Raw genomic sequence first — 21624 nt, forward strand, 5'->3', positions numbered from 1 at the left:
GAGCAAGCTCTGCTGTGCTGCCGTTCGACTTGCATGTGTTAAGCATGCCGCCAGCGTTCAATCTGAGCCAGGATCAAACTCTTCACTTAAGTTTTCGACCATCCGAAGATGATCTATCTTTCTGAAGTGTTTAACCCCAACTAGAGAAAAAACTCATTTCTGGCTTTCTTTCTAGTGGGACACTTGCATTTGGTTTGACAATCGTCATTCCATCGCAAGGCGTCCACACAATTCACCTGCGCACACTGTCAAAGATCAACCACTTAGCGGGAACATTTCGTTTTCCGCTTCAGGACATTTCGTCCTGAGTGAGCCGCCCATTCTAGATCAAATTTCGTTTCTGTCAACACCCTCGTGAAACATTTTTTCGAGGTGGTTGCTAGATCCGAAGACCTTGGACACCGTTCGCGAAGCGCGTTCCGTGTCAGCGGGGAGGCGAATAATACGGTTTTTGAAGACCGCCGCAACCCCTTTTGTGAACTTTTTTTGAAAGCGCCGTTAAATCAGGCGGATACGGGCGAAGTTTCGCTTGCCGACCTGGAGCACGCCTTCGAAACCCGCGGTGAAGACGCGTGCAGCGTCTTCCACGACCTCGCCATCAATACGTACGGCGCGCTCCTTGAGCTTGCGGTTCGCCTCCGAATTGCTCGGCGTCACGCCCGCAGCCGTCAGAAGCGCCGCCAGACGGAAACCCTCAGCGGGTACCTGGATCTCATCAAGAGGAAGCAGGCTCGTATCACCCTGCCCCGTCACTACGGCATTCCAGCCTGCGATCGCCTGTTCCGCCGCGGCGGCATCGTGGAAACGGGTCGCCAACTCACGGGCCAGGCGCAGTTTGGCATCGCGCGGATTCATGGCGCCCGACGCCACGTCGGCCTTCATCCGGGCCAGCTCGTCCAGCGATACATCAAAGCTCAGCAGTTCGAACCAGCGCCAGGTGAGCTCATCGCCGATCTTCATCGTCTTGGTGACGATATCGATAGCCGGCTCATTGATACCTATGTAGTTGCCCAGCGACTTGGACATCTTGTTGACGCCATCCAGGCCCTCAAGCAATGGCATGGTCAGGACGATCTGCGGCGGCTGGCCGTGGTGCTCCTGCAGGGCGCGGCCCATCAGCAGGTTGAACTTCTGATCCGTGCCGCCGAGCTCGACATCGGCCTCCAGGGCTACGGAGTCGTAGCCCTGTACCAGCGGATAGAGGAATTCATGGATGGCGATCGGCTGCTCACCCTTATAGCGCTTGGCGAAATCGTCTCGCTCGAGCATCCGGGCCACGGTGTGCTGGGCGGCCAGGCGGATCATGTCCGCGGCGCCCATCTTGCCGAACCATTCGGAATTGAAGCGCAGCTCGGTCTTCTCCTTGTCCAGCACCTTGAAGACCTGCTCGGCGTAGGTCTCGGCGTTGGCCAGCACATCCTCACGGGTGAGCGGCTTGCGCGTGACGTTCTTGCCCGTGGGGTCGCCGATCATGCCGGTGAAGTCGCCGATCAGGAAGATGACCTGATGCCCCAGGTCCTGAAACTGGCGCATCTTGTTAAGCAGCACGGTGTGGCCGATGTGCAGGTCGGGCGCGGTCGGATCGAAGCCCGCCTTGATCCGCAGCGGGCGCCCGGTCTTGAGGCGTGCTTCGAGGTCTTCCTTCTTGATGATCTCATCGGCCCCGCGCGCGATCAGCGCCAGCGACTGCTCCAGGTCGTTCATGCTTGCTCTCTTCTTTACGTACGTATGTATGGGTTTCGCAGCTTCACAAATGTATGTGAAGGAGGCGTATCGGTTAATTGTGCGTTAACGGTGACATGCGATGCAAAGCCTTGATGTGAAAGGCGTTGACGTCTTTTGCACGAGGCCGTTATGGTACGCGACAACACGGGGCGAGCGGATACAAGAAAGACAATGGTGGATGAGATTCGAGGCGCACAACACAGTGCGCGTAAGCAGGCGATTCGCCGCAAGGCACAGCGGCGGCACTCCCACTTCTATGACAACCGCGCGGCGCACTGGTCGTTCAGTCGCAATGCCTCGTCGGAACCGCTGAGCTGGTCGCGCGAGCGCTGGATCCTCGCGGGCACCGCATTCCTGCTTGTCATCCTCTCCGCCCTGGTCATCCCCGCCTGGGCCGGCGCGATGAAATCGCCCAAGATCACTTCGACCACGCCCGTCGTACACAACGTCGTGCCGCTGGCCGTACCGAAGATGGATCCGGCCACCGTGAAGCCCCTCGCCCCGACCGAGGAATGGCAGACGGTGCAGGTCGAACCCGGCCAGACCCTCGCGGACATCTTCATCGCCCAGGGCCTGAACATGACCGACCTGCAGCACGTCATCGACGGCGCAGGCGGCACGAAGGTATTCCACCAGATCAAGCCAGGCCAGGAGTTCCAGTTCCTGGTCGGTGCCGACCACCTCCTCAAGGGTGTCCGCTTCGACCAGGATGAAGCGACCATCGCGACGCTACGCCTTGATGGCGATGCCGCGAAGCTCACCACCCAGGTCCGTGACGTGCAGCGCCGCGAGCACATCGCCCACGGCGTGATCGATAGCTCGCTGTTTGGCGCCGCCTCGAAGGCCGGCATGAGCAACGCGATGGTGTTGAAGCTCGCCGAAGCGTTCAAGTACGACATCGACTTCGTGCAGGACCTGCGCGTGGGCGATAGCTTCACCGTCATCTACGATGATGTGTACAGCGACGGCTCCTACCTGCGCGAAGGCGATATCGTCGCCGCCGAGTTCGTGAACCAGGGCAAGCGCTACACCGCCTACCGCTTCAAGAATGCGGACGGCAAGATCGGCTACTTCAGCGAAGAGGGCCGCCCGCTCGTCGGTTCGTTCCTGCGCATCCCGGTCGACTTCACCCGCATCTCCTCGCAGTTCAGCGCCGGCCGCATGCACCCGATCCTGGGCAAGATGCGCGCGCACAAGGGTGTCGACTACGCCGCACCCACGGGCACGCCGATCCACGCTGCCGGCGATGGCGTCGTGAAGTTCCGTGGCTGGATGAATGGCTACGGCAACTTCGTGGTCATCCAGCACAGCGGCACGATCAGCACCGCCTACGGCCACATGTCGCGTTTCGCGAACCTTCGCGTGGGCCAGCACGTGAGCCAGGGCACCACCATCGGCTTCGTCGGCATGACCGGCCTCGCCACCGGGCCGCACCTGCACTACGAATTCCGCGTCAACAACGTGCAGCGGGATCCGCAGTCGGTCACCCTGCCCAAGCCCGAGCCGCTGCCCGCCGCGCAGCTGGCGAAGTTCAAGAAGGACGTGGTCGGCCCGCAGCTTGCCCGTCTCAATCAGCTCGACAGCAATTACAAGCTGGCCAGCGCGAAGACCGGCAACGGCGCAAGCGACGACTGATCCGTGCCACATCCTTCCGACGGCCTCTACCTCGGCCTGATCTCGGGTACCAGCGCGGACGGCATCGACGCCGCACTGGTCCGCTTCACCGACACCCGCCCCGCGCTCGTCGCGGGGCTCGTGCATCCATGGGAAGAAAACCTGCGCCGGCGCATCCTCGCCGTGGCACAGGATGAAGAGCGGCTGGATCTCGATGGCTACGGCCACCTCGATGTCGCCGTGGGCCAATCGTTTGCCGCTGCGGCGCTGGCGGTCATGGCCAAGGCCGGCGTCGGCCCGGGCGATGTACGCGCGATCGGTTCACATGGGCAGACGATCCGGCACCGTCCGGATGGCGAACATCCCTTCACCCTGCAGATCGGCGATCCCGCGGTCATCGCCGAGCGCACGCGCATCGACACCATCGCCGATTTCCGCCGCCCGGATGTCGCCGCCGGTGGCCAGGGTGCTCCGCTCGTGCCCGCGTTCCATGCCACCGTGCTGCGTCCTGACCGCGGCGCGCGCGCGGTACTGAACCTGGGCGGCATCGCCAACGTCACCCGGCTCACGCCAGATGGCAACGTCACCGGTTTCGATACCGGCCCGGCGAACGGACTGATGGACGCGTGGTGTCTGCGCCACAAGGGTGAAGCATTCGACCGCGATGGCCGCTTCGCCGCGGCGGGCACCGTCAACCCCGATCTGTTGGCCGAACTACTCGACGACGCTTACTTCCTGCTGCCCCCGCCAAAGAGCACGGGCCGCGAACACTTCCACATGGCGTGGCTCGATGCGCACCCGCGCGTCGCGGAACTCACGCCGGAAGACGTACAGGCCACGTTGATGGCGCTGAGCGCCGTGTCGATCGCCGACGCGATCCGCCTGCATGCCGCGGATGCCACCGACGTGGTGGCCTGCGGTGGCGGCGTGCATAACGCCGCGCTGATGCATGCGCTCGAGAGCCGGCTGGAAGGCCGGGCGCTGCATGTAAGCAGCGCCTTCGGCATCGATCCGGACTACATGGAAGCCATGGGCTTCGCCTGGCTCGCGTTTCGCCGCCTGCGCGGCGAACCCGGCAATTTGCCTGCGGTGACCGGCGCACGTGGCCCGCGACTTCTCGGCGCCCTGTATGCCGCCCCCTGACGTGCGGCGTTAGCGGAACTCGTCCACCGCGCCGCGATCGTAAGATTTTGCCGCCTCGGAAAGTGAGGCAGGCGACGCCTGCGTCAACGCCGCGAGCGCTTCCTGGAAAGCATGTTGCTCGTCGGCGTCCCACGCGCCGGTGAGGTGCGCGATATCGCCGGGTTCGAGCAAAAGCTCGTTGAACACGTCGCCCGGGCTCAAGCCGAGCCCGTACCGCAACGCGTGCAGTATTACTTCATTGATCGACCAGCGGCGTTCCCGGGCGAGCTGCTTGATCCGCTCGGCCATCTGCTCGTCGATGTGTCGCACCACGATATCCGGCACGTGCGTAACCTCCTTCGCGCATGCCCCCTGTGTCGCGGATCTTACACAGATTCGGAGCGGGGGCGCATATCAGCCGTGCGGTCTATCCCGCCAGCGCGGCCACAAACAGGCAAACAAGATCATCGCCGGCAGGAGCGAGAGCACCGTGATGATGAAGAACATCTGGTAGCCCAGCGTCATGGCGATGCCCCCGGCGAAGAAGCCGAGCACCTTGCCCGGCAGGTTCACCATCGAACTCAACAACGCGTACTGCGTAGCCGTGTGCTGCTTGTTCACCAGCGAGGAGAGGAACGCCACGGTCGGCGGCCCCAGCATCCCCAGGGTGAAGTTCTCGGCCGAGATCACCAGCGTCAGCACCACGATGTCCCCCGGGTGCTGGATCAGGAACAGGTAAAGCAGGTTGCTGGCACCACAGATCACGATCGCGGCCCCCAGCGGGCGCCATGCACCCCAGCGTGCCACGAGTGCCCCGCCGAAAAAGGTGCCCGCGATCCCAATCCAGATACCCCAGATCTTCGTCACCGTGGCGATCTGCGTTTTCTCGAAGCCCATGTCGCGATAGAAGGGGCTCATGACGCCACCGATGGTGGCTTGTTCTGGAATCTTGAACAGCAGCAGGAACGCCATGGTCGTGAGCGCCAGGGCCCAACCATAACGGCGGAAGAAATCCGCGAAGGGCTCGACGAGGCCTTCGCGCATGGCGGCTGCCCAACCGCGTGGCGTCGCGCGCACCACCTGCGGTTCCGGCGCCAGCAAGGTCGTGGCAACCGGAATCACCATCGTCGCGGCCATGGTCAGGTACACCGCCGACCAGGATGCGTGGTCAGCCATGATCAGCGCCAGCGCACCGGCGGTGAGCAGGCCGATGCGATAGCCCAGCGCGTAGGTAGCGACGAGAGCGCCCTGCGACTCCACCGGCGCGATCTCGATGCGGTAAGCATCGACCGCGATATCCTGCGTGGCACCGAAGAACGCCACGACAAGCGTCGCGGCGACGAACAGCGGCAGGCTCGATGGCGTCAGCACGGCCATCGCGACCAGGCCCGCCGTGACGCAAAGCTGGGAGAACAACAACCACCCGCGACGCAGGCCAAGGCGCCGGAACAGTGGCAATTGCCAGTGATCAAGCAGCGGCGCCCACACGAACTTGAATGCGTAGGTCATGCCTGCGCTGGCGATCATCGTGATGTCTTTCAGCACGATGCCGTTTTCTTTCAGCCAGTAGGCCAGGGTACCCGCCACCAGCAGGAACGGCAGACCGGAGGAGAACCCGAGGAACGCCATGGTCCACGCCGAAGGCTGGGTAAAGGCCTTCCAGATCGAGGGTCTGGCCGGTGCCGCGGCCTGCTCAGTCGGCATAGTCGACCGTGAAAGGCGCATGGTCGGAGAAGCGCTCATCGCGGTAGATCGAGCAATCCCGCAGCCGATCACGCAAGCCCGCGGTGACGATCTGGTAATCGATGCGCCAACCCACATTGTTCGCCCGGGCCTGGCCGCGGTTGCTCCACCACGTGTATTCCACCGCGTCGGGTTTCAACGCGCGGAAGCTATCCACCCAGCCAAGCTCATTGAACAGGAGGTCGAGCCACGCGCGTTCCGCTGGCAGGCAGCCTGAGTTCTTCTGGTTCGAGGTCCAGTTCTTGATGTCGTTCTTCGTATGGACGATGTTCCAATCGCCGCACAACACGTAGTCGCGGCCGCTGGCTGCCCACTCGCGGAAGATCGGCGTAAGCCATTCCATGATGCGGAACTTGTACCCCTGGCGTTCATCGCCCGAGGAACCGGAGGGAATGTAGAACGAGACCACGCTGAGGTTGCCGTAGCGCGCTTCGATATAACGGCCTTCGCAGTCGAAATCCTCGCGCGCCAGCGACGTGCGGATCTCGTCAGGCTCACGCTTGGAATAGATGGCGACGCCGCTGTAACCCTTCTTGCTGCGTGCATCGTGATAGAAGCAGTGGTGGCCGTCCGGGCGGAACATCGGGTCGGTCAGCTGCGCTTCCTGCGCCTTGGTTTCCTGCAGGCAGACCACGTCGGCGTCCTGCTTGCGCAGCCACTCGAACACGCCCTTGGTGGCGGCGGACCGGATGCCGTTGGCGTTCAGGGAAATAATGCGCATGGGATCTCGTATCGATGAGCGATGCGCCCATGATAGCAACCGGGGCGTGGGCAGGCGCCGCGCGGTACCATGGCGGCCTTTGCTTCCACCGGGAACCGACTGCCGTGCACGATTACCAGCGCGAATTCATCGAGCTCACGCTCGCCCGCGATGTCCTCCGCTTCGGCGAGTTCACCCTGAAGTCGGGCCGCACGAGCCCCTACTTCTTCAATATGGGCCGGATCGATTCCGGCGTGGCCCTGGCTCGCCTGGGCCGTTCGTATGCTGCCGCGGCGGTACGTTCGGGCGTCGCGTTCGACATGCTCTTCGGTCCGGCCTACAAGGGCATCGCCCTGGCGGCGGCCACGGCGATCGCTCTGGCAGATACCCAGGACCGGGACGTACCGTGGGCCTATAACCGCAAGGAAGCCAAGGACCACGGCGAAGGCGGCATGCTCGTGGGCGCGCCCTTGAAGGGTCGCGTACTGATCGTTGACGACGTGATGACCGCGGGCACCGCCGTGCGTGAATCGCTGGAACTCATCCGTGCCCAGGGCGCCGAGCCGGCGGGTGTGCTGATCGCGCTGGATCGCCAGGAGCGTGGCCAGGGCGAGCTTTCCGCCGCGCAGGAAGTGGCGGCCCAATTCGGCATCCCCGTCATCGCCATTGCCAGCCTTGCCGACGTGCTGACCTACGCCGGGGAGCGCCCGGAGCTCGCCAGCGAGCATGGACGCCTGCTCGCCTACCGCGCCGAATATGGCGTGAGCGCCTGAGCAAACCCACGACCGCGTCACGGGGTGGCGCGCGGCCATTGCCGTCCGTGCGCCGAACCGGGACCACGGCTGGCTATACTCCGGCGACACGAGGGGAATCCAATGCGAGCAGTACGTTTTATCCTGGCGGGAGCGGTGCTGGTCATGGCCACCTCCGCTGCGATGGCCCAGAAAAATGACCGGAACAACAATGCCTACCGCTACCGCTGGAAGGATGCGTCCGGCCAGTCGAACTTCAGCGATAGCCTGACGTCCGAGGCTCTCAAGGCGGGTTACGACGTCGTCAATGCCCAAGGCACCGTGGTTCGCCACGTCGATCGCCAGCTAACGCCCGATGAAAAGGCCGCCGCAAAGAAGCTGGCCGACCAGCAGGCCGCCGCGAAGGCCCTGGCCGACCAGCGCCAGCGGGATGATGCGCAGATGTTGAATGCATACCCCACCGAGCAAGCATTCACGGCGGCGAAGCAATCGCAGGTCGATAACGTCCACCAGGCCGCGGAGACGACGCGGTTCAGCCTGCAGGGGCAGGAAAAGGCCCTGGCCGACCTGCTAACCCGCGCTGGCGACCTGGAGCGGGCTAAGCAGCCAGTCCCGCCGTACCTGACCACGCGCATCGCCGAGCAGCGCAACACGGTGTCCGGGTTGCGGGCGACGCTGCAGCGTCAGCAGGCCGCGGAGGTCACGGCCAAGGCGGCCATGGCCGCCGACATCCAGCGCTACCGGCAATTGCGCGCTGCCAACGCGAACGGCGGCGGCTGATCGCCGCCGCTCGCTAGAACGGCAAGGGCAGCTTCGCGTCCACCGCGTGAAGCTGCAGCCGGAAGGCCTGTTTCACCCGCTCCAGGGCTTTGGCGCTATCCGCATCAAAGCGGAAAACCAGCGCCGGGGCGGTATTCGAAGCACGGACCAGTCCCCACCCATCCGGCCAATCGGCACGCACGCCATCGAGCGTGCTGATGCGCGCATCCTCGAACACCGCCTTCGCCAGGAACGCTTCCACGAAGCGAGCAGGTACACCCTCGGCCATGGGCAGGCGAAGTTCCGGCGTCGACACACTCTTCGGCAAGCTACCGAAGATCTCGGTCGGCGTACGCTCCTCGAGATCGGCGGCAAGGATCTCCATGAGCCGCGCGGCCGCATAGACACCATCGTCGAAGCCATACCAACGGTTGTTGTCGGCAAAGAAGAAGTGGCCACTCATCTCACCGGCCAGGGCAGCGCCGGTATCGCGCATCTTCGCCTTGATCAGCGAATGGCCCGTACGCCACATGATCGGGACGCCCGCTGCCTCCTGGATCACCGGGCGCAGGTGCCCGGTGCACTTCACGTCGTAGATCACCGTGGCACCGGGATTCCGCGCCAGGACATCCTGGGCATACAGCATCAACAGGCGATCGGGATAAACGATCTCGCCATCGGGCGTGACCACGCCGAGCCGGTCGCCATCGCCATCGAAGGCGATACCCAGGTCCGCACCGATCGTATGCACAGCGGCGATCAGGTCACCCAGGTTACGCGGATCCGACGGGTCGGGATGATGATTCGGGAACCGGCCATCCACGTCGCAATAAAGCGGTACGACTTCGCAACCAATTTCCTCAAGGACGCGAGGCGCCACTTCACCCGCCGCGCCATTGCCGGCATCCACGACGATCTTCAGGCGGCGCTGGGTTGAGACGTCATCCGCGACGCGGTTGACGTAAGCGTCGACCACCGATTGCTCGCGCCAGCTGCCATGGCCCCCGGTGGGCAGGCCGCCGGCGGCGATGCGCCGGTAAAGATCGGTGATTGATCCTTCGGCCAGGGTTTCGCCGCCGATCACGATCTTGAAACCGTTGTGGTCCGGCGGGTTGTGGCTGCCGGTCACCGCCACGCCACAGCCCGTACCAAGGTGATAGCACGCGAAGTAGACGAGAGGGGTGGGAACGACGCCGAGTTCGACCACGTCGATGCCCGCATCGCGGAGGCCATCGCCCAATGCGCCGGCCAGTTCCTGGCCGGACAGGCGGCCATCGCGGCCCACCACGATCTCGTGCAGGTCGCGCTCGCGCATGACCGCACCGATGGCCTGGCCGATCTGCCGCGCGACATCCGCGGTGAGCGTGGTGCCGACCACGCCACGGATGTCGTAGGCGCGGAAGATCGCCGGGTCCACGACCGCCGGTGCGGCGGCAGGCGAAGGCGCCGTCGCGGCCCGTGCGAGTACCGGCCGTTCAGCGCCCGCCTCGCTCGCGCCCGGGGTAGGCGGAAGCCGGGGCTTGCGCTGCACTTCCGCGACGAGGACTTCCTTTTCTTCTGGCGCTGGCTCGATGGCCGGCGCCGGACGGCTGCGCGCCCACAACAGGACGGCGCCACCGGCAAGGCCGATGAGTGCAAGCAATGCGGCGAGCACGACCGAGTGCGGAATGACGATGAACGCGCGCGGCATCGCGGCGAACACATAGAGCGCCGTACCGGCGACGCGCTGCCCGCTGGGCCCGACATCACCGCTTTTGCTTCCCTGTGCGATCAGGCTGAGGCTTCCCGGGCCATCTCCCTGGCGCAGCTCGAGCCGGCCACCATGCGGCGAGACGTTGGCGAAGCGGGAAGCCATGCCTTCGAAGGGGTATTCCAGCCATGCCCAGGCGCGCATCGCACCGCCCACCTGGATCGGCTCCACGACGCTCAGCCGACGCTTGCCGTCACTGGACTGCGTGCTTGCGGAGGGCGGCTCGCTGGCACCCAGCGCCGCCATGAGCTGGGCCGCCTTGGCGTAGCCGAACTCGCGGTAATTCGCACGGACCACTTCGTCGAGGCCAGGGCTGTAGATCTCCACGACCTGCGCCGCGGGGATCACGGCATGCAACCGCGCCGCCGCGGCCGCGTGGTCGTCGATGCTGGCCAGAAAGGCCGGGTCATTGAACGCTACCTGGAACTGCTTGCGCAGTCCGGCATATTCGCCGCTGAGGTCGCGCACGGCTTCAGCCTGCGCGGAACGCACATCCGCCGCGGCGCTCTCTTCGTCGGCGATAAGCCAAGCCTGCCAGGCGCAAAAGGCTCCCGCCACGATAAGCACGGTGGCGCCCACCAGCGTGAGCAAGTGCCGTGCATCGACGCGAGGCCCCCGCCCCACCCCTCCCGCTATCCGAGCCATGTTGCCCCTTACCCTTCCGGAGTATCAGTTGACGCCGGTCGATCCAAATCCGCCCTCGCCCCGGCGTGACGGTGCAAAGCCGTCGACGACGTGCAAACGGGCCCGCCCGACCGGCACCAGTAATAATTGCGCAATCCGGTCGCCCGGTGTGATGGTCAAATCGGCAGTTCCGCGATTCCAGGCTGAAATCATCAGCGGCCCCTGGTAGTCGGCGTCGATCACGCCCACCAGGTTGCCCATCACGAGCCCCTGCTTATGGCCCAGCCCCGATCGCGGGACGATTAAGGCACACCAGCCTGGATCGCCGATGTGAATGGCCATGCCCGTGGGCACGAGCACGCTCTCGCCCGGCTTAAGGGTGACGGGCGCCTCCGTGGCGGCACGCAGGTCCATGCCGGCACTCCCGTCGGTAGCGGGTTCCGGCAGGGGAATGCTCACGCCCAGGCGGGCGTCGAGCACCTTGAGTTCGATATCGATCAAGAGCGGGTTCCAAGGGTGGCGAGGAAACGATCGGCCACGTGGGCCATGAGCTGGCGCGCCAGTTCCGTCTTCGGGGCATGGGCCAGGGCGGCGTCGCCACCCGCCCAGAACAGGTGCAAGGCGTTGTCAGCGACTTCGAACCCCCGGCCAGCGCCGACCTCGTTGGCCGCGATCATGTCGAGCCCCTTGCGGTTGAGCTTGTCGCGGGCGTAGTCGGCGACATCCCGGGTTTCCGCGGCGAAGCCAACGAGGAAGGGATGTCCGTGCCGCGCGGCCAGCGCGCCGATGATGTCGGGATTCTCGGCCAGTTCAAGGCGTAGCGGTTCACCGCCCGCCTTCTTCAGCTTGTGCTCGGCGATGCCTGCGGGCCGATAGTCGCCCACGGCCGCTGCACCTATATAGATATCGGCGCCATCGGTCGCCGCGAGCACGGCCTCGTGCATCTGCCGTGCGCTGCGCACATCGAGACGGCGCACACCCTGGGGGGTCGGCAACGAAACGGGGCCGGCGACCAGGGTTACCTCGGCGCCCGCATCACGAGCCGCCGCAGCCACGGCAAAGCCCATCCGGCCGGAACTGCGGTTGCCGATGAAGCGGACGGGGTCAATGTCTTCGTAGGTCGGCCCCGCGCTGACCACCACATGGCGGCCACGGAGCGGCTGGTCGCCAAACGAGGCGACCAGGATATCGCGCAGCTCATGCGGCTCGAGCATGCGGCCCGAGCCGATATCGCCGCAGGCCTGGTCACCGTCCGCCGGACCCAGCACCTGCATCCCGCGCACGCGCAGGGTGCCGATATTCGCCTGGACCGCGAGGTTCGCCCACATCTGTTGGTTCATCGCCGGCGCGACATACACGGGCGCCGCGGTCGCCAGTACCACGGTGGAAAGAAGGTCATTGGCAAAGCCATGGGCCAGCCGCGCAAGGGTGTCGGCGCTGGCGGGCGCGATGAGCACGCGCTCAGCCCACTTCGCCAGTTCGATATGGCCCATGGCGGCTTCACCGGCCTCATCCCACAGGCTCACACGCACTGGCTGGCCCGACAGGGCCTGGAACGTGGTCGGGGTGACGAAATGCGTGGCGCCCTCGGTCATCACGACACGTACCTCGGCATCGAGGTCGAGCAAGCGGCGCACGAGTTCACAGATCTTGTAGGCGGCGATGCCGCCGGTGACGCCGATAAGGATGCGACGCTGGCGAAGGGTCATGACGAAACGGAGCCTAGCGGCGGGACGCGTTAGCTTAACGGATTTCCCCTACGCAACTCCGCGGGTGCAAGTAAGGGCGTTTTTCAGAATCCTTCCATCGTCAACGACGGGTGCGCAAACGTAACGTTTAGGGACCCACCGCCGTCCCTCTCCGGGGCATACACAGGAAGCCCCGATGCCACGCCAGTCCGCCCAGAAGCACCCTACCCGCGACGCCTCATGTGAAGGCACGACCTGGTCCCAGCCCATCCACGCCTGGCCCGTGCGCGAACGACCGCGCGAGCGCCTGCTCCAGCAGGGCCCGGCCGCGCTTTCGGACGCCGAGCTGATCGCCGTCCTGCTTGGCAATGGCACGCGCGGCGCGGATGCCGTGGCGACGGGCCGCGCCCTCCTGGCCCGCGCCGGCAGCGTCGGGCGTCTGCTGAGCGGTGTGGCCGAGCTGCCGCACGTGCCGGGCGTCGGCCCGGTCAAACGCGCCAGGCTCATCGCCGCCCTCGAACTGGCCCGCCGTTCGCTGGGTGAGGGGCTCATGGAGCTTCCCTCGATCAGGTCGACCGAGGATTGCTTCGCCTTCCTGAAGTCCAAACTTGCCCATCTGAAGCACGAAGTGATCGGCTGCCTGTTCCTGGACGTACGTAACCGCGTGATCAGCTTCGAAATCCTGTCCGAGGGCACGATCTCGGAGGCCACGCTTTACCCCCGCGAGCTGGTCCGCGCCTGCCTGCGCCACCATGCGTCCGGCGTCATCCTCAAGAGTTATGTCCTGAACCCGCGAGCGACGCGCCTAACCATCTGTTTTTACGAGTAACTACAAATCTGCATGTTTCTGAAGAACGCTACAAAACGTTACATAGATTGAACTAATCAAAAACACGTTATTCATAGAGCCAACCTTATGGCTTGCCCGCAAGCGAATTCGCCTAGGGTCGCCCATCGGTTAGGTAACTCGCTTCCTAACCGCCTGGCGTAAGCATGAGCTGAAAAACCTGCAGTCCTTTTTCAGCACAAAGGGGCGGGAACAGCCTCTCGTTCTTTCCAAGGGCGCCGTTCTCATGACCTATGCTCACTGGGAAGGTGGCGTAAAGGACATGGCACAGGCCTACCTTGAGCATGTAGAGCAACAAAAATGTCGCCGCAGCGACCTTCAGCCATGCTTCCTAGCGCTTGCATCGATCACCGCAATCAAGCTGGCGGCAGAATCCAAGAAAATCCTACCTTACTTGCAGGCCGTCGATTACGTGGTACCCGACGGTCTATACAACGATTCGAGAAAATGGATCCATTTTCCTTGCTGGCGAAGGCAGGCGGAATCACAGTCAGGTTGATCAGGCAGGGCGAATTGCGGTCATCCTGGAAGAGGCGACTCCGTCACTTCCACAAAGTGAGCGAGATACGCTAAGAACGCGTTTGCTTGAACCGCTATTTCCGCGCATTAGCTCCATGGGATACGGGTCAGAGTGGGACGCGATCTGGGCATCAGAACAGAGAATCGCTTCGTACGAATACTTTGATCGTTTCTTTACGTACAGCATTCCCTTGGGCGATCTATCGAGATCAATCGAGATCAATCGAGACCACCCATCGATCGTTTAAGGTCATGTTGAAGGCGTGGTGCTGCATCTTAGCGCTCGGTCTCGGATACTTATATATAGCCTACCTTTAAAGGCGTAGAGCCAAAAGTAGCGCCCGCGTAGGGTCCGCTACATGGAACAAGCTACCCCCTCGTCCAAGCTCGGAATGGCCATCCGTCGATTGCGTCATGCGAGAGGCCTAAGCCAGGATGCGTTCGCAGACGCGATTGAGATGCATCGCGCCTATTTCGGCGCGATTGAGCGCGGGTCGAAAAATATGACCATTGACACCCTCATGCGGGTCGCCAAGGGGCTTGGAGTGTCCCTAGCCCAATTGGCGAAGGATGCGGATCTATGATGAAACAATCTAAATCTGTGGACTTAAGGTCCACAACCACCCTTCGGGCGACGCCAGCCCAAGCAGGGAAGACCGGGAAATGACCGAAACCATGCGCGAGGCGCTGGAACTGCTCGAAGTGAAGGTGCTGGACCACGTGGTGGTCGGCGCGGGCAAACCGGTGTCCATGGCCGCCTTGCACCTGATCTAGGGACAAAAAAATGACGACGCGAGTGCCGCTCGCGCCGTCATGGGTCACCTGTCGAGGGAGGGGCTTGGATAACCCTGTGTGCCATGGGCCGGGGAGACACCGGGCACGAAGGAAAGTGTGACAGCGGTCAATGACAGGCCCGTGACGTGCCGGTTCCGGGTAGCTGCCGGACTTGCAATTTCCGACTTATGCACATTCGCGGTTTTTTTCAGTTGGCCGTCACAGCTGTTGTCCCGACGCAGGTCAGCCTCCTAAGTCACTGACCCTAAACTGTTTAGCTTGTTACGGGGTGATGTCACGGAACGGGAAGACCCTTCGCGCCGCCCGCCGCCGCCCTTTGCCCACAGAGTTATCCACAGGCCTTTGCAGAACTCGCCCTTGCCGGGCCCGACCGGCCGCATAGCCCCTTTCTGCTAGGATTACCGGTTCCATATCCGTGTCGCGAAGCCTGTGAAACAAGAGCTCAAACAACTCGTCCTGCAGGCCATTGGCGCCCTGCGTGAGTCCGGCAAGCTGCCGTCCGATTTCGTGGCCCCGGCTTTCGTGATCGAGCGTACCCGTAGCCGTGAGCACGGCGATTTCGCCACGAACGTCGCGATGATGATGGCCAAGGCCGCCGGCCGGAAGCCGCGCGATATCGCCACCGATCTGGTCGAGGCCTTCCCGGCCTCGCCGCTGGTCGGCAAGGTCGAGATCGCTGGCCCGGGCTTCATCAACTTCTTCCTGGCGGCGGCGGCGTTCCATGCCGAGATCGACCGCGCCCTGGCTGAGACCGGCCGCTACGGCCAGAACCGCGATGGCGGCGGCCGCACGGCGGGCGTCGAGTACGTGTCGGCCAACCCCACCGGCCCGCTGCATGTCGGCCACGGCCGCGCGGCGGCCATCGGCGACAGCATCAGCCGCCTGCTCGAGGCCACCGGCTACAAGGTGGCGCGCGAGTTCTACTACAACGACGCCGGCGTCCAGATCGCCAACCTGGCCCTGTCCACCCAGTGCCGCGCGAAAGGCATCGGCCCGGATGAAGCGGGCTGGCCGGAATCCGGCTACCGCGGCGATTACATCGCCGAGGTGGCCCGCGCCTTCCTGGCGAAGGAATCGGTCGAAGCCGATGGCGAGACCGTCACTGCGACCGGCGATGCCGACAACCTCGACGACGTGCGCCGCTTCGCCGTGGCCTACCTGCGCCACGAGCAAGACCTGGACCTGAAGGCGTTTGGCGTCTCGTTCGATGTTTACTACCTCGAGTCGTCGCTCTATGGCGAAGGCAAGGTGGACGAGACGGTGCGCGAGCTGGTCGCCCACGGCCACACCTATGAAGAAGGCGGCGCGCTGTGGCTGCGCTCCACGGATTTCGGTGACGACAAGGACCGCGTCATGCGCAAGTCCGACGGCACCTACACCTACTTCCTGCCCGACGTGGCCTACCACCGCACCAAGTGGCAGCGCGGCTACGAGCGCGCCATCACCGAACTAGGCAGCGACCACCACGGTTCGCTGGCCCGCGTGAAGGCCGGCCTGCAGGCGCTCGACGCCGGCATCCCGAAGAACTGGCCGGAGTATGTCCTGCACCAGATGGTCACGGTGATGAAGGGCGGTGAAGAGGTGAAGATCTCCAAGCGTGCCGGCTCATACGTCACCTTGCGCGATCTCATCGATGAAGTGGGCCGCGATGCCACGCGCTACTTCCTCATCGCGCGCAAGGCCGACTCGCAGCTCGTCTTCGATATCGACCTGGCCCGCTCGCAGAGCAACGACAACCCGGTTTACTACATCCAGTACGCACATGCCCGCGCGTGCCGCGTGTTCCGTGAGCTGGCTGATCGCAGCCTAAGCACCGATCGCGGCAACGGCATCGCGAAGCTGCCCCTGCTCGATACCGAGCATGAGCAGGCGCTCATGGTGGAACTGTCGCGTTACCCGGAAGTGGTCGAAGCGGCTGGCATCAATCTGGAACCGCACCTGATCGCGCAATACCTGCGTGAACTCGCGGGCGCCCTGCACAGTTACTATCACGAGCACAAATGGATCGTTGACGACGCCGACCTGCGCGATGCCCGCCTCACCCTGGTGGCTGCGACGCAGCAGGTCCTTCGCAACGGCCTCGACCTGCTGGGCATCAGCGCCCCGGAGAGCATGTAATGGCAACACGCAAGAAGGGCAAAGGCCGTCAGGCGGTCCGCAACAGTTCCGGCGGCATGCCGGGCTGGGGCTGGGCGCTGATCGGCATCCTTGCCGGTGCCCTGCTCATGGCCTTCGCCATGAAGGGCAGCTTCATGCCCATGAAGAAGGATGGCCCCGAGCCGAACCCGCAGGCCACCGCGCAGAAAGCCAGTGAGCCGGGCGTCGCCGATCAGGCCGAACCGGAGAAGGGCGACAAGGACAAGCCGCGCAAGCCTTCCTACGATTTCTACTCGGTGCTTTCCGAGAAGGAAGTGCGGATCCCGGATGCCGAGATCCACGCCCAGGCCAAGGCCGAGGCGCAGCAGAGCCAGCAACAGCAAGCCGCCGCGCAGCAGCAGACGCAGGCCGCGCAGCAGGCCCAGGCCGCCGCGGCCGCGCAGCAGAAGCAACAGGTCGATGCCGCCACCGCGAACCTGCCCAAGGCAACAACGCAGACGGTTACCGCTGCGCCGGCACAGCCGCAGGCACCGGCCGCCTCGGCGGGCAGCGGTTACCTGCTACAGGTGGGTGCGTTCCCCAGCGCAGCGGATGCCGAGGCACTGAAGGCCAAGCTGGCCCTGCAAGGCTTCATCGCCAACGTGCAGCCGGTGAAGGTCGGCACGCAAACGTATAACCGCGTCCGCCTGGGGCCGTTCAAGTCGGCCACCGAACTGGAAAGCACGAAGCAGCGTTTGCAGTCGGCCGGCATCAACGCCATCGCCCTCAAAGAGGGCAGCTAACCTGTAGGAGCGCGCTTGCGCGCGATCGGCGACGCGGCAATCTCCGGTTTTTGCGGCTAGCACCCATCGCGCGCAAGCGCGCTCCTACATAAAGCAAGAAAAACCCGCCTTTCGGCGGGTTTTTTGTTTAGCTCTTGCGCTTTAGCCGGATCAGCGCGGAGATGTCGTCGTCGCCGTAGCCTTCGGACATCAGCTGGGCAAAATCCGCCAGCGATTGTTCGATAATCGTGCGGTCGGTACCGGCATCGCTGGCGATGCCGCGGACGATACCGAGGTCCTTGTGCAGCAACGCCAGCTTGAAGCCGACCGAGAACTCGTTGCGCAGCATGGTGGCGCCACGCTTTTCGAGAAACCAGTTGCCGGCCGCGCCGGCACCTAGCGTAGGGATCAGCCGCTCGGCATCGAGCCCGAGCGCTTCGCCAAGGGCGAGGCCTTCGGTCACGGCATGGGCGATGCCTGCGACCAGCACCTGGTTCACCGCCTTCGTGGCCTGGCCGCTGCCGACCGGGCCCATGTGGGTCACGCGGAGGCCGTACGCCTCCAGCACCGGGCGTGCCTTCTCCAGCACCTCGGCCTCGCCGCCCACCATCACCGACAACTTGCCGTTCCTCGCACCTTCGACACCACCGGACACCGGTGCATCGAGGAACACGCCACCGGCGTCGCCGATGATGCGCGCGGCCTTCTTCGCCGTATCCGGCGAGACCGTGGAATGGTCAATGACCACCGTGCCCTGCTTCAGCGAAGGCGCCAGCGCTTCGACAACACCGATCACATCGGCATCGGCGCTCACGCAAAGCGCGATGACATCGCAGGTCGACCCGATGGTGGCCAGATCGGGCGCCTGCACGCCAAGTTCCTTCGCCAGCGCATCGGCACGCGCCTGCGTGCGGTTACCCACGGCGGCCAACAGGCCCCTGGCGTGGAGGTGGCCGGCCATCGGGGCGCCCATGGCACCCAGCCCGATGAATGCAGCTTTCAGTGTCATCGCGTGGTTTCCGCCAGGTAGGTGTAACCGGTGAGGCCCTTGTCGAGCGACGCGGCGAGTTCATCGGCGACATCGCCTTCGATGCCCGCCGCCTTGATGCGATCGGCATACGTCTGGCGCAGCGCCTTTACGTCGTAACCAACGTAATCGAGCATCAGGTCCGTGGTGTCGCCCCGACGAATGTGTGCGAACTCGTAGCCCGAGGCCGTGGCGCGAACGTTCACGGCATCGGTGTCGCCGAACAGGTTGTGGATGTCGCCCAGGGTTTCCTGGTACGCGCCGACCATGAAGATGCCGAGCCGGTACGACTCGCCCTCATTCAACGAATGCAGCGGCAAGCTCACATCCACGCCTTCGGCGTCCACGTAATGGTCGATGCGGCCATCCGAGTCGCAGGTGAGGTCGGCGATGACGCCACGACGCGTCGGCTCTTCGTCCAGGCGCGAGATCGGCACGATCGGGAAGATCTGGTCGATCGCCCAGATATCCGGCACCGATTCAAACACCGAGAAATTCACGAAGTACTTGTCGACCAGTTTCTCGTCGAGATCATCCAGCGCCTGGCGATGCGCGCGCTCGGCGGGCAGCAGGCGCGGACGCACGGCATTGGCGATCGCGTAGAACAGGTCATCGAGCGTGGCGCGGTCGCGCAGGTCGAGCTGGCCCAGTGCGTAGAGCGCCTGGCCCTCGGCGAAGTGGTGCTGCGCTTCGTGGAACAGCTCCAGCGGCGGGCGCTCGTCCAGCTCGGCGTGGGTTTCACGCAGGTGGCGCAGCACGGCGGGCTCGTCGGTGCGCGGCTCCCCGATCGCGCCGGGTGGCACCTCTTCCACCTCGCTGACGTTCACCACCATCACGGCGTGATGCGCAGTCATGGCGCGGCCGGATTCGGTAAAAATCGTCGGCGCGGGCATGCCGTACTCCGCGACCGCTTCCGCGATCGGCTGTACGACACTGGCGGCGTACTGGCCGAGGCTGTAGTTGATCGAATTGAAGCTGCGCGAGCGGGTGCCTTCGTAATCCACGCCCAGGCCGCCGCCCACGTCCACCACATCGATGGGTACGCCCAGGCGGTGCAGCTCGACGAAGTAACGCACGGCTTCGCGCATGCCCGCGGCGATATCGCGGACGTTCGAGATCTGCGAGCCCATGTGGAAATGCTGCAGGCGAAGGGTGTGCTTCAGGCCGGCGGCATCCAGGCGCTCGATCAGCTCGAGCACCTGGCCCGGGCTCAGGCCGAACTTGCCCTTGTCACCCCCGGTGTTCTGCCACTTGCCGGCGCCGATCGAGGCCAGGCGCACGCGCACGCCGAGCAGCGGCTCGACGTCCAGCGCCTTGGCCTCGGCGAGCACGTGGTCAAGCTCGGAGAGCTTTTCCACCACGATGTGCACGCGCAGGCCGAGCTTGCGGCCAATCAGTGCAAGGCGCACGTATTCGCGATCCTTGTAACCGTTGCAGACCACCATGCTGCCCGGGCGGGCATAGGCCAGCACAGCCATCAGCTCCGGCTTGGAGCCGGCCTCGAGGCCAAAGCCTTCCTCGCCCGCGGCCACCAGCTCGCCGACTACGCCGCGCTGCTGGTTCACCTTGATCGGGTAGATGGCCGTGTACTTGCCGGCGTACTCGGCGTCATCGATGGCCTTGCCGAAGGCTTCCTGCAGCTTGCGGAGGCGGTCGGCCAGGATATCGGGGAAGCGGACGAGCAGTGGCAGGCGCAGGCCCTCGGCCGTGGCCTTGGCCACGATGGCCGGCAGGTCGAGGGTCGGGCCCTCGTCACCGCACGGGCGCATCTGCAGGTGGCCGTCGGCGGCCACATCGACGTAGCCGTTGCTCCAGTGGGGGATCGCGTAGGTCAGCTTGGCGCGATCGATAGTCCAGTTCGCCATGGGGAGGCGGTCTCCAGGTGATGTTGTCGTGTCCCCCGTGGGGGAGCGCGGAACAGTCGCAGCGGCGAACCTTGACGTAGAACGGGCCTGGGCGGCCGGGAGCCTCGCACGCCGCGGGGCCGACCAGGCGGGGCCAACCGTCCAATAACGACGGTGGCTGACCTTCTATTGTAGCGGGCCTGAATGACATCGGTGTATCGGTCGACGAAGGCCTACAAGGTTTATTGGTCAGGGACTTGGCCGCTTTTTGCCCCGGAGCCGGTACAATCTCCGGTTTACACCCCCTACCCGCTTCCAGGATCACGCGTCATGTCGCAGCAGCAGCTCAGCTGGTTTACCGAGGCCCATCAGGCGTCGGGCTCTTCCATCGGTTTCCGCGTCGAGCGCCTCCTGCACGCGGAAAAGACCCCGTGGCAGACGATCGAGATCTACCAGACCACCGATTGGGGCAACCTCATGGTGATCGACGGCTGCGTCATGCTCACCAGCCGTGACAACTTCCTCTACCACGAGATGATGACCCACCCGGCGCTGTTCACCCACGCCCGCGCCAAGCGCGTCGTCATCATCGGCGGCGGCGATTGCGGCACGCTGCGTGAGGTGCTCAAGCACGAGGAAGTGGAGAAGGCGACCCAGGTCGAGATCGACGAGCGCGTCACCCGCCTCGCCGAGGAGTACTTCCCGGAACTGTGCGATGCGAACAACGATCCGCGCGCCGAGCTGCTCTTCATCGACGGCATCAAGTACATGGCCGAAGCGGATCCGGAATCGATCGACCTGATCATCGTGGATTCGACCGACCCGGTCGGCCCGGCCGAAGGCCTGTTCAACGCCGCCTTCTACGGCAGCTGCTTCAAGGCCCTGCGCCACGGCGGCATCCTGGTCCAGCAGTCGGAATCGCCGCTGGCCCACATCGAGCTGATCAAGTCGATGCGCTCGGCCATGCGTACCACCGGCTTCAAGGCCGTGCGTACCCTGCCGTTCCCGCAGCCGTGCTATCCCACCGGCTGGTGGAGCTGCACCATGGCCCGCAAGGATGGCGACCTGTCCGGCTTCCGCGAGCGCGGCGCCATCAGCAAGGGCTTCCCGACCAAGTACTACAACGCCGACACCCACAAGGCCGCGCTGGCCCAGCCGGAATTCATGCGCGAGCAGCTGGGCGAGTAAGAACATCGCGCGCAAGCGCGCTCCACACCTGTAGGAGCGCGCTTGCGCGCGATGGTTCTTGCAAAAGAC

The 21624-nt window shown here is 64.4% G+C and carries 19 protein-coding genes, 1 rRNA gene and 1 pseudogene; 11 read left to right on the top strand and 10 right to left on the bottom strand.

Going from position 1 to position 21624, the window contains the following annotated elements; translation table 11 throughout:
- Together VGN46_RS04025 and tyrS are read right to left on the bottom strand one after the other, a co-directional pair.
- A 16S ribosomal RNA gene (locus VGN46_RS04025) occupies positions 1 to 89 on the bottom strand; the annotation flags it as partial.
- 409 nt (positions 90 to 498) lie between these two features.
- Positions 499 to 1704 (bottom strand): tyrosine--tRNA ligase, encoded by a 1206-nt coding sequence (tyrS, locus tag VGN46_RS04030; RefSeq protein ID WP_331640895.1) that lies wholly within the window; start codon positions 1702 to 1704, stop codon positions 499 to 501.
- 192 nt (positions 1705 to 1896) lie between these two features.
- Here tyrS and VGN46_RS04035 point away from each other — a divergent pair, with 192 nt between their 5' ends.
- Together VGN46_RS04035 and VGN46_RS04040 are read left to right on the top strand one after the other, a co-directional pair.
- Positions 1897 to 3360 (top strand): OapA family protein, encoded by a 1464-nt coding sequence (locus VGN46_RS04035; protein WP_331640897.1) that lies wholly within the window; start codon positions 1897 to 1899, stop codon positions 3358 to 3360.
- Between the two features lie 3 nt (positions 3361 to 3363).
- Complete coding sequence (locus VGN46_RS04040; protein ID WP_331640899.1) at positions 3364 to 4482, top strand: anhydro-N-acetylmuramic acid kinase; 1119 nt, start codon at positions 3364 to 3366, stop codon at positions 4480 to 4482.
- A 9-nt stretch (positions 4483 to 4491) separates the two neighbouring features.
- On the opposite strand, the gene VGN46_RS04045 is transcribed toward VGN46_RS04040, so the two are convergent.
- The 3 genes from VGN46_RS04045 to VGN46_RS04055 form a co-directional block, all read right to left on the bottom strand.
- Positions 4492 to 4806 (bottom strand): hypothetical protein, encoded by a 315-nt coding sequence (locus VGN46_RS04045; RefSeq protein ID WP_331640901.1) that lies wholly within the window; start codon positions 4804 to 4806, stop codon positions 4492 to 4494.
- A 69-nt stretch (positions 4807 to 4875) separates the two neighbouring features.
- On the bottom strand, positions 4876 to 6165 hold the full coding sequence (locus VGN46_RS04050; RefSeq protein WP_331640903.1) for an AmpG family muropeptide MFS transporter: 1290 nt from the start codon (positions 6163 to 6165) through the stop codon (positions 4876 to 4878).
- Positions 6155 to 6925 carry an exodeoxyribonuclease III gene (locus VGN46_RS04055; protein WP_331640905.1) on the bottom strand — a complete coding sequence of 257 codons (771 nt, stop codon included), beginning with the start codon at positions 6923 to 6925 and terminating at the stop codon, positions 6155 to 6157. Before VGN46_RS04055 ends, VGN46_RS04050 begins: the two co-directional genes overlap by 11 nt.
- 104 nt (positions 6926 to 7029) lie before the next feature.
- Between VGN46_RS04055 and pyrE the strand changes: the two genes are divergently transcribed.
- Both pyrE and VGN46_RS04065 read left to right on the top strand, forming a co-directional pair.
- A complete protein-coding gene (gene pyrE / locus VGN46_RS04060) occupies positions 7030 to 7677 on the top strand; it encodes an orotate phosphoribosyltransferase (RefSeq protein ID WP_331640907.1) in 648 nt (215 codons plus the stop codon).
- A gap of 102 nt (positions 7678 to 7779) precedes the next feature.
- Positions 7780 to 8436: a DUF4124 domain-containing protein gene (locus tag VGN46_RS04065; protein ID WP_331640909.1), complete on the top strand. Its 657-nt coding sequence runs from the start codon at positions 7780 to 7782 to the stop codon at positions 8434 to 8436.
- A gap of 13 nt (positions 8437 to 8449) precedes the next feature.
- On the opposite strand, the gene VGN46_RS04070 is transcribed toward VGN46_RS04065, so the two are convergent.
- From VGN46_RS04070 to coaBC, 3 genes are read right to left on the bottom strand one after another with little or no spacing between them, the layout of a single operon-like run.
- Positions 8450 to 10810 carry a phosphomannomutase/phosphoglucomutase gene (locus tag VGN46_RS04070; protein ID WP_414675216.1) on the bottom strand — a complete coding sequence of 787 codons (2361 nt, stop codon included), beginning with the start codon at positions 10808 to 10810 and terminating at the stop codon, positions 8450 to 8452.
- 24 nt (positions 10811 to 10834) lie between these two features.
- Positions 10835 to 11290, bottom strand: coding sequence for a dUTP diphosphatase (gene dut / locus VGN46_RS04075; protein WP_331640914.1), 456 nt, complete (start codon positions 11288 to 11290; stop codon positions 10835 to 10837).
- Positions 11287 to 12498 (bottom strand): bifunctional phosphopantothenoylcysteine decarboxylase/phosphopantothenate--cysteine ligase CoaBC, encoded by a 1212-nt coding sequence (coaBC, locus tag VGN46_RS04080; RefSeq protein WP_331640916.1) that lies wholly within the window; start codon positions 12496 to 12498, stop codon positions 11287 to 11289. The genes dut and coaBC overlap by 4 nt, the downstream gene beginning before the upstream one ends.
- Before the next feature lie 175 nt (positions 12499 to 12673).
- Here coaBC and VGN46_RS04085 point away from each other — a divergent pair, with 175 nt between their 5' ends.
- The 6 genes and pseudogenes from VGN46_RS04085 to VGN46_RS04110 all read left to right on the top strand — a co-directional run bounded on the left by VGN46_RS04085 (position 12674) and on the right by VGN46_RS04110 (position 17517).
- On the top strand, positions 12674 to 13306 hold the full coding sequence (locus tag VGN46_RS04085; RefSeq protein ID WP_331640919.1) for a JAB domain-containing protein: 633 nt from the start codon (positions 12674 to 12676) through the stop codon (positions 13304 to 13306).
- Positions 13307 to 13469: 163 nt separating this feature from the next.
- Positions 13470 to 13823: pseudogene (locus VGN46_RS04090) on the top strand (MAE_28990/MAE_18760 family HEPN-like nuclease); the annotation flags it as partial.
- Between the two features lie 412 nt (positions 13824 to 14235).
- On the top strand, positions 14236 to 14427 hold the full coding sequence (locus tag VGN46_RS04095) for a helix-turn-helix transcriptional regulator (RefSeq protein ID WP_331640969.1): 192 nt from the start codon (positions 14236 to 14238) through the stop codon (positions 14425 to 14427).
- Positions 14428 to 14440: 13 nt separating this feature from the next.
- Complete coding sequence (locus VGN46_RS04100; protein WP_331640970.1) at positions 14441 to 14617, top strand: JAB domain-containing protein; 177 nt, start codon at positions 14441 to 14443, stop codon at positions 14615 to 14617.
- A 450-nt stretch (positions 14618 to 15067) separates the two neighbouring features.
- Complete coding sequence (gene argS / locus VGN46_RS04105) at positions 15068 to 16756, top strand: arginine--tRNA ligase (protein ID WP_331640921.1); 1689 nt, start codon at positions 15068 to 15070, stop codon at positions 16754 to 16756.
- A complete protein-coding gene (locus VGN46_RS04110) occupies positions 16756 to 17517 on the top strand; it encodes an SPOR domain-containing protein (RefSeq protein ID WP_331640923.1) in 762 nt (253 codons plus the stop codon). The genes argS and VGN46_RS04110 overlap by 1 nt, the downstream gene beginning before the upstream one ends.
- 127 nt (positions 17518 to 17644) lie before the next feature.
- Here the strand turns inward: VGN46_RS04110 and VGN46_RS04115 are convergent, their stop codons facing one another.
- A complete protein-coding gene (locus VGN46_RS04115) occupies positions 17645 to 18505 on the bottom strand; it encodes an NAD(P)-dependent oxidoreductase (RefSeq protein WP_331640925.1) in 861 nt (286 codons plus the stop codon).
- Positions 18502 to 20388 carry an arginine decarboxylase gene (speA, locus tag VGN46_RS04120; protein ID WP_331640927.1) on the bottom strand — a complete coding sequence of 629 codons (1887 nt, stop codon included), beginning with the start codon at positions 20386 to 20388 and terminating at the stop codon, positions 18502 to 18504. The genes VGN46_RS04115 and speA overlap by 4 nt, the downstream gene beginning before the upstream one ends.
- Before the next feature lie 309 nt (positions 20389 to 20697).
- Here speA and speE point away from each other — a divergent pair, with 309 nt between their 5' ends.
- Positions 20698 to 21555, top strand: a complete 858-nt coding sequence (speE, locus tag VGN46_RS04125) for a polyamine aminopropyltransferase (RefSeq protein ID WP_331640929.1) — start codon at positions 20698 to 20700, stop codon at positions 21553 to 21555.
- Positions 21556 to 21624: the final 69 nt, after the last annotated feature.

Source organism: Luteibacter sp. (genome assembly GCF_036500425.1).
Taxonomy (GTDB): Bacteria; Pseudomonadota; Gammaproteobacteria; order Xanthomonadales; family Rhodanobacteraceae; genus Luteibacter.

Bases quoted from the DNA above. Each gene is read 5' to 3' on its own strand.
- tyrS (WP_331640895.1), bottom strand. From the start codon at position 1,704: ATGAACGACCTGGAGCAGTCGCTGGCGCTGATCGCGCGCGGGGCCGAT.
- VGN46_RS04035 (WP_331640897.1), top strand. From the start codon at position 1,897: ATGGTGGATGAGATTCGAGGCGCACAACACAGTGCGCGTAAGCAGGCG.
- VGN46_RS04050 (WP_331640903.1), bottom strand. From the start codon at position 6,165: ATGCCGACTGAGCAGGCCGCGGCACCGGCCAGACCCTCGATCTGGAAG.
- VGN46_RS04055 (WP_331640905.1), bottom strand. From the start codon at position 6,925: ATGCGCATTATTTCCCTGAACGCCAACGGCATCCGGTCCGCCGCCACC.
- VGN46_RS04065 (WP_331640909.1), top strand. From the start codon at position 7,780: ATGCGAGCAGTACGTTTTATCCTGGCGGGAGCGGTGCTGGTCATGGCC.
- VGN46_RS04070 (WP_414675216.1), bottom strand. From the start codon at position 10,810: ATGGCTCGGATAGCGGGAGGGGTGGGGCGGGGGCCTCGCGTCGATGCA.
- coaBC (WP_331640916.1), bottom strand. From the start codon at position 12,498: ATGACCCTTCGCCAGCGTCGCATCCTTATCGGCGTCACCGGCGGCATC.
- VGN46_RS04085 (WP_331640919.1), top strand. From the start codon at position 12,674: ATGCCACGCCAGTCCGCCCAGAAGCACCCTACCCGCGACGCCTCATGT.
- VGN46_RS04095 (WP_331640969.1), top strand. From the start codon at position 14,236: ATGGCCATCCGTCGATTGCGTCATGCGAGAGGCCTAAGCCAGGATGCG.
- VGN46_RS04110 (WP_331640923.1), top strand. From the start codon at position 16,756: ATGGCAACACGCAAGAAGGGCAAAGGCCGTCAGGCGGTCCGCAACAGT.
- VGN46_RS04115 (WP_331640925.1), bottom strand. From the start codon at position 18,505: ATGACACTGAAAGCTGCATTCATCGGGCTGGGTGCCATGGGCGCCCCG.
- speA (WP_331640927.1), bottom strand. From the start codon at position 20,388: ATGGCGAACTGGACTATCGATCGCGCCAAGCTGACCTACGCGATCCCC.
- speE (WP_331640929.1), top strand. From the start codon at position 20,698: ATGTCGCAGCAGCAGCTCAGCTGGTTTACCGAGGCCCATCAGGCGTCG.